Below are 12,665 nucleotides of genomic sequence, written 5' to 3' on the forward strand. Positions count from 1 at the left end.
GCTCACGCAATCCTCCAACAGTGGGTGTGCCAGTGACGGCGTGCGGCGAGGTCCGCCGCATCGCCGAGAACGCCGTCGGCTCGCCAGACGACGAGATGGGCCGTTCCGGGGGTCACCGAACGACCGCAGCCCGGGCAGGTGTACTCCTTCTGCGCCTGGACCGCAGAGACGGGTTGCACCGTCCACTCCGCGCCGCGACGCACCTCGGTGCGCTTCCAGGACGCGAGCAGACGATCGAGGGAATCCTCGGCCTCAGGGCGCGTCGGACGACGCTTGCGGGAGCGAGCCATGGAGGCGGCTCACCACCAGTGGTTGTTCGTCCAGAAGGCGTGGGCCCCTGCCCAGCTGCCGTAACGGCCGGTGGCGTATCCGGTGGCCCACCGGAGGTTGTCGACCGGGTCGTATCCGTTTCCCGGGACCTTGCTGCATGGCAGCGCCTGGACGAGACCGCAGGCACCGGACGACGCGTTGGTGGCGTTCGGGTTCCAGCCGCTCTCTCGCGAGACGATGTAGTCGACGTAACCCCAGTCGGACTCCGCGATACCGGCTGCCGCCATCCACTCGGCTGGCGCTCCGCCGCCGGTGTAGAAGAGCGGGCCGCTGGGTGCGGACTGATCCGAGGACTCGGTCGAGGCCTGCACAGGCTTCGGCTTCGGCTTGGGCTTCGGCTTCACGTAGACCGAGAAGGTGCCGCGCTCGACGGGGGCGATCGTTGCGCCCTCGACCGTGACGGTGAGGTTCTGCGTCTCGGTGAGCGCCGCGGAGTATGCGGACTCCGGCGCTTCCTCGTCGGGCTGCTGAGCGAGCGCGACGCCGGTCGGTGCGACCATGGCGGCGGCGAATCCGACGACGGCCAACGCTCCGAAGAAGCCCACCACGCCACGGCGGCGAGTGCCCGTGCGCGCCGAAAGAGACGTCGATGCGGGTACCGGCGTGACGTCGTTTCGATGAGGGGTGATGTCGTTTCGGGAGTTCACGATAGGAGGCAGTCTACCCGGTGAGCCGTCGGACGGCCACGGAAACGCTCAGCGAACGGCCAGGATGACGTCGACCGTGGCGTCCAGGAGCGCATCGACCTGCTCTTCCCGGTACCCGCCGCGCTGCATGCGGAACGCCGCAGAGCGCAACTGCTCGGCGGTGAGCGGCTCGCCGTCGCGCAGGTAGCGGGCGATGCGGGTGCTGACGTGATCCACCTCGTCGATGCGGTAGCCGAAGGTGAGGAAGCCGGTGCGCGCGAAGCGCTGACGACGAGGTCGCGCGAGGTGATCGAGGATCACCTGCGCATCGTCCCTGGCCTGTTCCACCCATGCGCCGGCACCGTTGGAGCGGACTGCGCGCTCGCGCGCACGCGCTGCGAGTGCGTCTTCGACCCGCCCGAGTGCCGCGTCGACCTCGGCCACGACGTACCCGCCCTTGACGAGCGGAAACGAGGCGACGCGCACGTCGGCCGCGGTGAGGTCGTCCGCGTCGCTCTCGAACGCCGTCCGGGCCGCGGCGAGGAACGTGTCGACCGCCGCTCGGTGGTATCCCTGAGTGCGACCCGTGGTCAGCGAGAAGGCTGGAGGCGCCTCGGTCGTCTCATCCGAGACCTGCACATCATCTGAAGTCATCACAGCACCGCCCAGGACGAGAAGAGGAAGTAGAGGCACAGTGCGGGAACGGTCGACGGAAGGATGCTGTCGAGGCGGTCGAGGAGTCCGCCGTGCCCGGGGAGCCAGGAGCTCATGTCCTTGATGCCGAGGTCCCGCTTCAGCATCGACTCGCCGAGGTCGCCCAGTGTCGCCGAGAGCAGGATCGCGACGCCGAAGATGACACCGATCCACCACGGGAGATGAAGGAGGAAGATCGCGAGGAGAACACCCGCAGCGATGGAGCCGACGACGGCTCCGCCGAATCCCTCCCAGGTCTTCTTCGGGCTGATCTTCGGCGCCATCGGATGACGCCCGAAAGAGAGACCGGCCGCGTAGGCGCCGGTGTCGGCGACGACGGCGATCGCGATGAAGCTGAGCACCCACCACTGCCCGTCCTCCTGCTTGAGCAGGAGCAGAGCGACCGCAGCGAGGAACGGGACGTAGATCTGGACGAACCCGCCGATCACGGCATCCGCGAGCACGTCGCCGTAGGTGCGTCCGTCCGCTGCGACCATCTGGGCGACGAGTCGCCAGACGATCACGAACGCGACCGCCAGGAACAGCACGACCCAGACGAGCCACAGATCGAGGAAGTATGCCGAGAGGACCAGCAGAGCAGCGGAGATGAACTGCGGAACGACGTCGATCCGGCGCCCCGATGCCCGCAGCGCGAGAGACAGCTCGTAGACGCCCAGCAGGGCTGCTGCGAGGGCGAACGGGACGAACAGGACCTTGATGAAGATCAGGGACGCCAGCAGAACAGCGCCGAAGGCGAGCCCGATCAGCGTCGCGAGGATCAGGTCGCGACCCGTCCGCTCCTTGATGCGCTCGTTGGCCTGGTCGAGCTGGCCCCGTGCGTTCGAGACGTGGGTTCCCAGCTCGTCGCGCGCAGCCCGCCACTGCTCCCGGATCGCATTGTGCTCTGCCGTGTCGAGGCTGGCAGTGGAGATCACCGGGGCGTCCGCGCTGGGCACGGAGATCACCGGGCTCTCCGCAGGCAGCGGCGGACGCGGAGGGATGCTCGACGAGTCGAACGCGGGGAAGGCATCGTCGATCAGCGGGATGCCGCCGGTCGAGGTCGACGAGTCGCGCGCCTCGCGGCGCGTCTGCGGCTTGTCGGTGTCGTCACCGGTGGATTCGTCGGACATACCGCCTACACCTCGAGGAGTTCGGCCTCTTTGCGCTTGAGAGCGTCGTCGATCAGATCGACGTGCTGGCGCGTGAGGGCGTCGAGTTCCTTCTCGCCCCTGGCGATCTCATCTTCTCCGAGTTCGCTCTTGAGGCCGTCGAGCTCGTCCTTCGCCTTGCGGCGGATGCCGCGCACGTGCACCTTGGCGTCCTCACCCTTGGACTTGACGAGCTTGACGTACTCCTTGCGGCGCTCTGCGGTGAGCTCAGGCATCGTGACGCGCACGAGGTTGCCGTCGTTCGTCGGGTTCGCACCCAGGTTCGGCATATCCCTGATCGCCTGCTCGATCGCCTTCAGCGCCGACTTGTCGTACGGCGTGATGATGAGCGTGCGCGCTTCCTGGTTGGCCAGAGAGGCGAGCTGAGCGAGCGGAGTCGGCGTTCCGTAGTAGTCGATGAGGACCTTCTGGAACAGCTGCGGGTTGGCGCGACCGGTGCGCACCGTGGAGAAGTCCTCCTTGGCGGCCTCGACCGCTCGTGACATACGGGAGGTGGTTTCAGCGAGGACATCCGCGATCACGGTGACTCCTATCGTCGGGGTGTTCTGAAATTCTATCGGGCCGGGCGCGCGAGAACGCTCAGGCGCTCAGGCGGTGACGAGAGTGCCGATGGGCTCGCCGAGGAGCGCCCTGGTGACGTTGCCCGCCGGCTCCATGCCGAAGACGCGCATGTCCATGTTGTTGTCCATGCAGAGGCTGAACGCGGTCGAGTCGACCACCTTGAGCCCGCGCTGGAGAGCGTCGCGGTAGGTCACGCGTTCGATGCGCTCGGCATCCGCATGCTTGTTGGGGTCCGCGGTGTAGATCGCGTCGACGCCGTTCTTGGCGACGAGCACTTCCTGTGCACCGATCTCCAGTGCACGCTGTGCGGCGACCGTGTCGGTGGAGAAGTACGGGAGGCCCGCACCGGCGCCGAAGATGACGACGCGGCCCTTCTCCATGTGGCGCTCGGCGCGCAGCGGGATGTACGGCTCGGCGACCTGCGTCATCGAGATCGCCGACTGCACGCGGGTGGGCGCGCCCGCCTGCTCGAGGAAGTCCTGCAGGGCGAGTGCGTTCATGACCGTGCCGAGCATGCCCATGTAGTCGGCGCGCCCTCGGTCCATTCCGCGCTGGCTGAGTTCCGCTCCGCGGAAGAAGTTGCCGCCGCCGACGACGATCGCGATCTCGACGCGGTCGACGGCCGCAGCGATGTCGCGCGCGATCTGGCTGACGACGTCGGGGTTGACGCCGAGCTGTCCGGCGCCGAACGCCTCACCGGAGAGCTTCAGGAGAACGCGACGGCGTCCGTTGCCTTCGGTCATGGGGGTGTTCCTCTCGTCCCGATTCAAGATAGTGCCTTCTGGGCATGAAGAAGGGGTTCGGATCATGTGATCCGAACCCCTTCGACGGTGCTACGCGCCGACCTTGAAGCGCGCGAAGTCCGTCACGGTGATACCGGCGTCCTTCGCCACCTGGGCGACGGAGAGCTTGTTGTCCTTCGCGTAGTCCTGCTCGAGCAGTGCGACCTGCTTGATGAACGCGGAGACACGGCCCTCGACGATCTTGGGCAGAGCCGCTTCCGGCTTGCCCTCGTTGCGGGAGATCTCGGTCACGATCTCGCGCTCCTTCTCCACGGCGTCAGCCGGGACGTCCTCACGGGACAGGTACGACGGGTTCGCGAACGAGATGTGCTGCGCGATGCTGCGAGCGGTCTCGGCGTTGTCACCCGTGTAGGCGACGACGACACCGATCTGCGGCGGCAGGTCCTTGCTCGTGCGGTGCAGGTAGACCTCGACGTTGTCGCCGGTGATCGTGCGAACGCGACGCAGCTCGACCTTCTCGCCGATGATCGCGGCCTCTTCCGAGATGACCTGCTCGACGCTCTTGTCGCCCGCCTGAGCGGCGAGGCCGGCCTCGACCGAGTCGGCCTTGACGGCTGCGACAGCGTCGGCGACCTTGTCGGCCAGCGCGATGAAGCGCTCGTTCTTCGCGACGAAGTCGGTCTCGCAGGCGAGCTCGATGAGCGTCACGGCCGAGTCGTTCTCACGAGCGACGATGAGTCCCTCGCTCGTGGAACGGTCAGCGCGCTTGGCGTTGCCCTTGGCACCCTTCAGGCGCAGGATCTCGGTGGCCTTCTCGACGTCTCCGTCAGCCTCCTCGAGCGCCTTCTTGGTGTCGACCATTCCCGTGCCGAGCTGCTCACGCAGCGCCTTGAGGTCGGCGATGGTGAAGTTGGCCATGTGTGGTGGCTCCTTGCTTCGTGATGTGTGTGGTGGTCGCGGAATTACTTGGCGTCTGCTGCCTCGGCGGCGGCGACCTCAGAGGTCTCCTCACCGGAAGCGTCAGCGATCGCCTCGTCGTGCGCCTCGGCGCCGGCCTCGTCGGCCGGGGTCTCGTCGGCAGCAGGCGTCTCGACGACAGCAGCCTCATCGGCAGCGGTCTCGACGGCGGCGGCGTCAGCGGACTCCTGGACGGGGGCCTCGAGAAGCTCCTTCTCCCAGTCGGCCAGCGGCTCGGCGTCGCCCGTCTCCGGGTTGTGCTTCTGCTGGAGGCCCTCGGCCGCGGCGTCGGCGACGATGCGGGTGAGCAGCGAGACGGAGCGGATCGCGTCGTCGTTGCCGGGGATCGGGTACTGGAAGTCGTCAGGGTCGGCGTTGGTGTCGAGGATGCCGATCACCGGGATGCCGAGCTTCTTGGCCTCGTCGATCGCGAGGTGCTCACGCTTGGCGTCGACGACCCAGAGGGCGGACGGCGTCTTGGTGAGGTTGCGGATACCGCCGAGCGACTTGTGCAGCTTGTCGAGCTCGCGCTTCTTGAGCAGGAGCTCCTTCTTGGTGAAGCCGGAGGCTGCCGGGTTCTCGTAGTCGAGCTCCTCGAGCTCCTTCATGCGAGCGAGACGCTTCGCGATGGTGGAGAAGTTGGTGAGGAGTCCACCGAGCCAGCGCTGGTTGACGTAGGGCTGACCCACGCGCGTCGCCTGCTCGGCGAGGATCTCCTGAGCCTGCTTCTTGGTGCCGACGAAGAGGATCGTGCCACCGTGGGCGACGGTCTCCTTGACGAAGTCGTAGGCCTTGTCGATGTAGCCGAGCGACTGCTGCAGGTCGATGATGTGGATGCCGCTGCGCTCGGTCAGGATGAAGCGCTTGACCTTCGGGTTCCACCGACGGGTCTGGTGTCCGAAGTGGACGCCGCTGTCGAGCAGCTGGCGAATGGTGACCACAGCCATGGTCATCTCCTTGTTCTGACGCGGTTGTGCGCCGTTGAGGTTGTCAAGTCGATCGGACGATCGAACTCCCTGGTGCCCGGCGCACACCCCACCCGCTCGGAAGCAGGACCTGTGGGAGTGGATGCCACGACCGAAGTCGCTCTGGGCACGCGTAGTCACCCCGAGATCGAGGTGCTCTCTCAGCATACAGGATGCCGCGGCCGTACTGTCCCTGCACCGGGAGTCGCCGGTACGGCTTCTGCACGACCTCTGCGCACGAGCTTCCTCGCCTGTTCGGCACCGTGATGCGCGGGAGGAGGATCACGGCATGAAGATCCGTGCTCTCTCAAACCCCGCCCGCTCGGTCGGGGGCATCCTCGTGCTGAGCGTCGTGCTGGTGACGGTGCCTGGCGGCTCGGTCTCCTCGACCGCGGCGGGCAGCTCGGCACAGGAGATCGCCGCGCCGGTCGGCAGCGGAAACCACCGCCTGCTGTGGCGGTGGCCTCTCGACGGCATGCGGGCGGTGGTGACGGCATACCGTGCGCCCGCCCACGAGTACGGCGCAGGTCACCGGTGGTGTCGACCTCACCGCCACGACAGGCGCGGTGGTGCGCGCCCCGGCCGAGGGAACCGTCGCCTTCTCCGGGACGGTCGTCGATCGCCCTCTCCTCACGATCGAGCATGCGGGCGGAACGGTCTCGACTTTCGAGCCGCTGGAGTCCGCGCTGTCTCCGGGCGACACCGTGTCGGCCGGAGACGAGATCGGACGGGTTGCGGCGGGCGGGCATGCGCCCCCGGGGACCATCCATCTGGGAGTCCGCGTCGACGGGCACTACATCAACCCGCTCCTCCTGTTCGGGGAGACGCGTCGAGCAGTGCTGCTCCCCTGCTGTCTGCCGTTGTGATGCGATGAGCCTCGTGGACGAGGCATCGCTGCGGATCGGCCGAGTTCTGTGAGCGGTGCACCGGAGCGCCGGCTCATCGCGCTGCGGCTGGTCAGGCTCGCGGATGCGCGAGGCGGTAGGTGGCGGTGAGGCGCTCCGCCGAGACGTGCGTGTAGATCTGGGTGGTGCCGAGGCTGGCATGGCCGAGGATCTCCTGCACGGCTCTGAGATCGGCACCGCCGTCGAGGAGGTGCGTCGCCGCAGTATGGCGCAGTGCGTGCGGTCCGACCGTCTCCGCCCCGACGAAGGGCGCCAAGACCTCGGCGACCAGGGTGTACACCGCTCGCGGGCCGATCCGTCCTCCGCGATTGCCGAGGAAGAATGCAGGCGCGGGCCGCGCCGCTCGGGCGGCGAGGGCGGGGCGTCCGCGTGTGAGGTAGCCGCCGATCGCGTCACGCGCCGGCGCTCCGAACGGCACCACCCGTTCTTTCGAGCCTTTCCCGAGCACGCGCGCGGTGCCGCGGTCCAGATCGACGTCATCGATGTCGAGCCCGCACAGTTCGGAGACGCGGATCCCGGCGCCGTACAGCAGCTCGAGCATGGCATGGTCACGCAGGGCAGCCGGCTCGCCACTGGCCGCCGCGTGTCGCTGCGATTCGAGCAGCGTCGTCATCGCGTCCTGCGAGGCGACGACGGGAAGTGTGCGTCCTCGCTTGGGGGCGACCAGGCGCAGGCTCGGGTCGTGCGTGATGAGCCCCTGCTCCTGAGCCCAGCTGAAGAAGGATCGGGCCGCCGCTGCGCGCCTGGCGAGGGTGGACCGGGTATCGCCGCGCTGCGTCGCCTGCCACAGCCAGTCGCGCAGCGTCTCGAGGCCGATGTCCTCCAGCGGAAGATCGCTCACCGTACCGGCCAGGTCCCGCAAGTCGGATCGGTATGCGCGCACGGTCGCCGGCGAGAGCCGACGCACCTTCTCCAAATGCTCGGCGAACGCCTGGGCGGCAGCCGCGAACTCCATGGGTCCAGCATGCCGGACCGCCCCGTCGCACCCGGTCAGCCGCGCCGCGCCCGCAGCCGCCACTCGGACGACCCGCGACGCGGCGTTCGAGTACGACGCGCGACCGCGGACACCCTCACCCGCGAGCGTCGCCCGCGGCCGCTGGAGAACCGGGTGTTCATCCGCCTCTTCGCGGATCTCATGGAAGAGGACGAGGCGGACACCTTCGACGCTCCCGCTCCCCTCGCTGCACGCCTCCGCGAGATCGAGGAGGAGAGGTCACGGTGGACCCGCGTGGCCGCGCTGCCGGGTGCAGACCTCCGCAGATCGAGGCCGAGCTAGTCCGCCTCCAGAAGGACGGTGAGGAGGTAGCCGCCGAGCTGGGTAAGTCTCGCGTGTCCGGGGTCTATGCGGATCTTGTCGAGTACGCCCGCGACTATGCCAAGGGGATCCCGGCTCAGATGCCTGGAGCCGGTACCTACGAGATCGACTTCACGCCCTGGGTCGAGTACATGCGGAGCCTGGAGCTGGACGCTCAGCGGGCGCTAGTGGGACGCCTCAGCACCCGGGTCTATAAGGGACGTGGTTTGGATCGAGTCAAGATCGGCTAGTCCGCTACGCCACCGCTACGATTCGACCATGCTGATTCAGTTCGATCCGTTCGCGTTCGTCGTGGCACTGGCGGCGTTTCTTGTTGCTTGGCGGGCGCACTACCTCGCGAAAGGTGCACCTGAGAAGGCGCGGCGACGCGAGATCCGCGACGAGATCCGAGGGCGAATCGAAGCCCTTCGCGAATCCACTAGCCCGCTCTCTATCATCATCGACCTAGGACAGCCTCTGGTTGCACCGCCAGCCGACTTCAACGCGAACGTGAAGGCCTTGGACAATCTCTCCGACCGCGTGCCCGAGACAACCCAAATCCGGGGCATCCACGTGACGGCCTTCTCTCTCGCTAGCCGGTGGTACTCAGCGTTTCACGATGAAACCCAATACGACCTGACTAAGGCGCGAGCGCAGAAGTGGCAACAGAACCTCGCGGACGCTCGCACCAGCGGCACTCAGGCCATGATCGATGCCGCAGCAGGCCACTTCGACGACTACACAAACCAGGCAGAAAAGCTCCGGCGCGTGGCCGACGCGAGCCGCACGCAAGTACGAGAAGGTCTAAGCATCTTCAAGACTCGCGCTGACGCCTACACCGACTGGCTGAACACACTCGACCGAGGCAAGGCAAAGCGGTAGTAGTTCAGGGTAAACAGCCGGCTAAGCACGACAAAGCCCTAGAGCGGACGACTTGACTCTAGGGCTTTGTTGTTGGCTCACAGCGGGAGGTAATTGGCTTCCACCTCTTCGAGGCTGACCCCGTCCTCACCTCCGAAGACCGTCTTGATGTAGTCCGCTTCCATCACCCGGTAGTAGTCAGGGTTAGCGCCTTGGACCAACAGCAGACCATCAGGCCGGAGATGAGCGCGGAGGACATGGAGGCGCGTGCGGAGATCATCAGTCATGCGCTCATTATGGCGTGCGGCCATAGACGGCTTCGTAGCAGCTCGCCGCCATGTCGGCCATGTCGCTGGTGTCGGACGTGTCGTAGATGCCTTTGCTAGCCAGGCACGCGCGGTAGTCCGCCTCCTGGGTGGAGGCGTTCAGACCGTTGACGACGAGGACAATCACGACCGTTGCCACGATGACAAGCGCACCCAGCGCCGAGGCCAGGATGATTGCGAGACGCTTAGTCATGGGTGGACCTTAACAGGTCCTGTATCTCTTGCGGAAGTGTGTCTGGGTACCCGTGCCGGTCAGTGTCTCCAACGGCTCCACCTGGACCGCACTTGCCCCGCTCATCAGTGACGGGACAGACTGGGAGCAAGCGGTCTAGTCCGATTTCCATCTGAGCTTCTGCGACAGGAGCGCCATTTGGTCGGAGCCGTACCGCAGGGAACCTCGCTGACCACCGCACCGGTGTCGACGATCCGGCGCAACAGCTGCTGGTGTCCCTGAGGATAGGCGCGATCCACGCCGCCGGCCAGGAACGCGATGGTCTTGCCTTCGACGCTCATCGCTGCCCGGTGAGCGGCTCCGTCGATCCCGTAGGAGCCGCCCGACACGATCACAGCGCCGTTGGTCGCCAGATCACCCGCGAAGTCCGCTGCGAGCATCTCCCCGTATTCGCTGGCGGCCCGCGCACCGACGATGGCGACGCGCGGTCCTGCCGTGAGCAACGAGGTGTCGCCGCGTACCCAGAGCAGTGTGGGCGCGTGCGCACCGAGGTCGTCGAGCGCCTGGGGCCATTCCGCATCGCCGGGGAGCACCAGGCGCGCACCGACGTCGCGCGCTGCGGTGACCGCATCGATCACACGGCGAGGATCAGCCCGCGTGCCCAGCGGGAGCGTCCTTCCGCCAGTGCACAAGCGGACGCGGAGACGTCACCAGCGAGGTCGCCGCACGCGACACTGAGCGCGTCGATGGCACCGAGCTCCGCGATCAACGCACCGGCCACCCCATCTCCCGGTTCAGCGAGCACGGACCAGGCGATCCGTGCGAGATCGGTCTCCACGTCCGCCGTGGCGCGGGTCTCGTGCAGAGCAGCCCGCACGACCGGGTCTGTTCGGAGTCCCGCGATCACGAGGCGAACCCTCTCCTCAGGAACAGCGCGCGCCCGACCTCATCGCGGCCGGGGCGGTCGACGCCCGCGAGGTCCGCCATGGTCCACGCGAGTCAAATGCAGTGTCTAAGACATAGGTTCCATCATCGATAGGATCACGGAATGGCGATACGCTGGCTGTTCGGTGAGACCGTGCGATGGGAGAACGGGGCACTCCTGCACCCAATGACCTTCGACATCGATGTCGTCAAAGACGTCGAACGGATGATTCGCCTTGGCCCGAGCACCCTCGATCCTCGGCTCAAGATTCGAATCCTCGAACCTGGTCTCGCCGAGCCCGACGACTCCCCAGTGAGCGTCGACGACATTCACCAGCTGAGTGGCCACGAGAGACGGTACCTGTTTCTAGAGACGCCACGGAACTACGACCCAGATGAGCAGTACATCAGCATCGACTTCCGTAGCGACTTTTCTCTCCGCGTCGACAGCCGCAACGTAGACCGCGAGTTGGTTTCGCGAGTGGTCGGGCACCTCAATGGGACGGGGCGGCTGCGCCCCGTTTGGCAGCGAGTGCTACCGGTTGCTCCGATCGCGTTCGCCGTCGCCGCTACTGCACTTGGGTTCGTTGCGCTTGCCACGAGCGCCGCGAATCTCGCCTCGGTGCTATTCGCGCTGACGCTCATGGTAGCTCTGTGGGTCGGTGCGGTGCTTCTGGCCCGGCGCATGAGCGATCGGACAAAAATGAAGGAGTTCGGAGCTCGTTTCCGAGAAGCCTCTCGGTCCGAAGTCAGAGAGCGCCTCCGGAACGCCCGTGCGGGAGCGATCGTCGCAGTGATCACGACGCCAATCGCCGGCTTCATCGGCTACCTGTTGCGGGTGTGGACTGGCGGTTGAACCGCGTCGAGAGGGGGTACTTCCCGACGAGACGGAAGGCGGCGATCGCCGGTCCCGCTATCGCGAGCACCGCGCCGAGGGCATAGAGGAATGTGGCGAGGCTTGCAATCGAGTCATCCACGCGAAGAGCGTCTCGCGCCTAGGCGAGCGAGCCAGAGCGCCGGATGCGCGCCTCGCCGGCGAGTGCGTCCTCAGTCCAGTGCTCCACCTTGCCACTGTCGAGCATCACTGCGTATACCGCGATATTCATCTCGCCGTCGCTGAGGTCGTAGTAGTCGAAGCGCGAGCCGGATTGCGGGCGCGCGATCTGCCCGATCTTGCCTTCGGGCGTGGTGACGACTTGTCCTGTCTCAAACATGAGCCGAGGCTATCGCCTGGTGCCACGTCAGTGCGAGTGTCGCCTCTGTGTGTGCGAGTCGCCCCGCAGCGTCGCGAGGTGCCCGTGACCCCTTCCCCGGCGACCGCATCTCGATCGAGCGAAGAGCGCGCACGATCGCCCGCTGTCGATCCATGTGCAGCGCGGCCCACGCCTCCGCAACAGCCGTCCCGCGAGCTTCGTAGGCGTCGCCCGCGCCCTCCGCGCGCCCCAGGACGTCGCCGAGCACGTCCACGCGCCCCGCGTCGCTCATCTGCGCCTCGAGAGTGCCCATCTCCGCTCGGAGGTCGCGGAGCGTGGCCTCGGCCTTTGCGAGCGTCGTGTGCCCGCCCGCGACGAGCGCGAGGACGTCCGCCTCGCCCTGTTGCTTCGCGAGCATCTTCACGCGGAGCTCCGCAACGTTCGGAGCATCGTCTCGGCGAAGGATCTCAGCCGCGTCGGGTCGCGCCAGCCGGTCGAGCACGACATGCGTGATGAAGTGATCGGCGTCGTCGCGCTTCCGGCTGAGATGCGGCGACACGCTGCATCGATAGGAGCGGATGTCGCGAATGACGCCCGCCTTCATCGCGCCGCCGCACACTCCGCACGTCGCAATGCCGGAGAGGAGCGACTTCGGCATCGCGCCCGGGTTCGAGCGACGCACGGGATCGGCGAGCAAGCCTCGTGCAGCCGCCCACGTCTCGGGTGTGACGAGCGACTCCCACGAACCGACGGGCAGGTCAGCCAGCCGTAGATTCTGTTGCGCACTCTGACCAGCGTCCGAAGCTCGTGGCGGCGCGACCAAGGCCGCTCGGCCAACGCGGCGACCTGCTCATCCTGCGGAGCGTTGGCGAACCGAGCGATTCGGTCAACGGTGACGCGTCCGCCCTCGTACACGTGCGGCGTCTGGGGGCGCGACTCTTGGACA

At 66.9% G+C, this 12,665-nt stretch carries 19 protein-coding genes; 4 read left to right on the forward strand and 15 right to left on the reverse strand.

Going from position 1 to position 12,665, the window contains the following annotated elements:
- Positions 1–2 precede the first annotated feature (2 nt).
- The 8 genes from BLW44_RS10660 to rpsB form a co-directional block, all read right to left on the reverse strand.
- A complete protein-coding gene (locus tag BLW44_RS10660) occupies positions 3–290 on the reverse strand; it encodes a hypothetical protein (protein ID WP_060925884.1) in 288 nt (95 codons plus the stop codon).
- Positions 291–299: 9 nt separating this feature from the next.
- Positions 300–977 (reverse strand): aggregation-promoting factor C-terminal-like domain-containing protein, encoded by a 678-nt coding sequence (locus tag BLW44_RS10665; protein WP_245647344.1) that lies wholly within the window; start codon positions 975–977, stop codon positions 300–302.
- Between the two features lie 48 nt (positions 978–1,025).
- A complete protein-coding gene (locus BLW44_RS10670; protein WP_060925883.1) occupies positions 1,026–1,610 on the reverse strand; it encodes a DivIVA domain-containing protein in 585 nt (194 codons plus the stop codon).
- Complete coding sequence (locus BLW44_RS10675) at positions 1,610–2,779, reverse strand: phosphatidate cytidylyltransferase (RefSeq protein ID WP_060925882.1); 1,170 nt, start codon at positions 2,777–2,779, stop codon at positions 1,610–1,612. Before BLW44_RS10675 ends, BLW44_RS10670 begins: the two co-directional genes overlap by 1 nt.
- A gap of 5 nt (positions 2,780–2,784) precedes the next feature.
- Positions 2,785–3,339, reverse strand: coding sequence for a ribosome recycling factor (gene frr / locus BLW44_RS10680; RefSeq protein WP_060925881.1), 555 nt, complete (start codon positions 3,337–3,339; stop codon positions 2,785–2,787).
- 66 nt (positions 3,340–3,405) lie between these two features.
- Entirely contained in the window at positions 3,406–4,122 is a 717-nt protein-coding gene (gene pyrH / locus BLW44_RS10685) for a UMP kinase (RefSeq protein WP_056278675.1), read from the reverse strand.
- 90 nt (positions 4,123–4,212) lie between these two features.
- Complete coding sequence (gene tsf / locus BLW44_RS10690; RefSeq protein WP_060925880.1) at positions 4,213–5,040, reverse strand: translation elongation factor Ts; 828 nt, start codon at positions 5,038–5,040, stop codon at positions 4,213–4,215.
- Positions 5,041–5,084: 44 nt separating this feature from the next.
- Positions 5,085–6,026: a 30S ribosomal protein S2 gene (rpsB, locus tag BLW44_RS10695; protein WP_060925879.1), complete on the reverse strand. Its 942-nt coding sequence runs from the start codon at positions 6,024–6,026 to the stop codon at positions 5,085–5,087.
- Positions 6,027–6,544: 518 nt separating this feature from the next.
- Between rpsB and BLW44_RS18260 the strand changes: the two genes are divergently transcribed.
- Positions 6,545–6,910, forward strand: a complete 366-nt coding sequence (locus BLW44_RS18260; RefSeq protein ID WP_245647343.1) for a murein hydrolase activator EnvC family protein — start codon at positions 6,545–6,547, stop codon at positions 6,908–6,910.
- A 91-nt stretch (positions 6,911–7,001) separates the two neighbouring features.
- Here the strand turns inward: BLW44_RS18260 and BLW44_RS10705 are convergent, their stop codons facing one another.
- Positions 7,002–7,904 (reverse strand): tyrosine recombinase XerC, encoded by a 903-nt coding sequence (locus tag BLW44_RS10705; RefSeq protein WP_060925878.1) that lies wholly within the window; start codon positions 7,902–7,904, stop codon positions 7,002–7,004.
- Positions 7,905–7,913: 9 nt separating this feature from the next.
- Here BLW44_RS10705 and BLW44_RS17780 point away from each other — a divergent pair, with 9 nt between their 5' ends.
- Positions 7,914–8,225: a hypothetical protein gene (locus BLW44_RS17780; RefSeq protein ID WP_139305273.1), complete on the forward strand. Its 312-nt coding sequence runs from the start codon at positions 7,914–7,916 to the stop codon at positions 8,223–8,225.
- A 297-nt stretch (positions 8,226–8,522) separates the two neighbouring features.
- Positions 8,523–9,125, forward strand: coding sequence for a hypothetical protein (locus tag BLW44_RS10715; protein ID WP_060925876.1), 603 nt, complete (start codon positions 8,523–8,525; stop codon positions 9,123–9,125).
- A 77-nt stretch (positions 9,126–9,202) separates the two neighbouring features.
- Here BLW44_RS10715 and BLW44_RS10720 read toward each other — a convergent pair whose 3' ends face one another.
- From BLW44_RS10720 to BLW44_RS10735, 4 genes are all read right to left on the reverse strand, one after another.
- A complete protein-coding gene (locus BLW44_RS10720) occupies positions 9,203–9,391 on the reverse strand; it encodes a hypothetical protein (RefSeq protein ID WP_060925875.1) in 189 nt (62 codons plus the stop codon).
- A 7-nt stretch (positions 9,392–9,398) separates the two neighbouring features.
- Positions 9,399–9,623: a hypothetical protein gene (locus tag BLW44_RS10725; RefSeq protein ID WP_060925874.1), complete on the reverse strand. Its 225-nt coding sequence runs from the start codon at positions 9,621–9,623 to the stop codon at positions 9,399–9,401.
- A 104-nt stretch (positions 9,624–9,727) separates the two neighbouring features.
- A complete protein-coding gene (locus tag BLW44_RS10730) occupies positions 9,728–10,240 on the reverse strand; it encodes a DNA-processing protein DprA (RefSeq protein WP_060925873.1) in 513 nt (170 codons plus the stop codon).
- Positions 10,237–10,509 carry a hypothetical protein gene (locus tag BLW44_RS10735; protein ID WP_060925872.1) on the reverse strand — a complete coding sequence of 91 codons (273 nt, stop codon included), beginning with the start codon at positions 10,507–10,509 and terminating at the stop codon, positions 10,237–10,239. The genes BLW44_RS10730 and BLW44_RS10735 overlap by 4 nt, the downstream gene beginning before the upstream one ends.
- Positions 10,510–10,650: 141 nt before the next feature.
- On the opposite strand from BLW44_RS10735, the gene BLW44_RS10740 reads away from it, so the two are divergent.
- On the forward strand, positions 10,651–11,382 hold the full coding sequence (locus BLW44_RS10740; protein WP_060925871.1) for a hypothetical protein: 732 nt from the start codon (positions 10,651–10,653) through the stop codon (positions 11,380–11,382).
- A 139-nt stretch (positions 11,383–11,521) separates the two neighbouring features.
- On the opposite strand, the gene BLW44_RS10745 is transcribed toward BLW44_RS10740, so the two are convergent.
- Together BLW44_RS10745 and BLW44_RS10750 are read right to left on the reverse strand one after the other, a co-directional pair.
- Positions 11,522–11,740 carry a hypothetical protein gene (locus BLW44_RS10745; RefSeq protein ID WP_060925870.1) on the reverse strand — a complete coding sequence of 73 codons (219 nt, stop codon included), beginning with the start codon at positions 11,738–11,740 and terminating at the stop codon, positions 11,522–11,524.
- Positions 11,733–12,278 carry a hypothetical protein gene (locus tag BLW44_RS10750; RefSeq protein WP_139305274.1) on the reverse strand — a complete coding sequence of 182 codons (546 nt, stop codon included), beginning with the start codon at positions 12,276–12,278 and terminating at the stop codon, positions 11,733–11,735. The genes BLW44_RS10745 and BLW44_RS10750 overlap by 8 nt, the downstream gene beginning before the upstream one ends.
- Between the last annotated feature and the right edge of the window lie 387 nt (positions 12,279–12,665).

It is taken from the genome of Microbacterium hydrocarbonoxydans, from assembly GCF_900105205.1.
In the GTDB taxonomy this organism is placed as follows: Bacteria; Actinomycetota; Actinomycetes; order Actinomycetales; family Microbacteriaceae; genus Microbacterium; species Microbacterium hydrocarbonoxydans.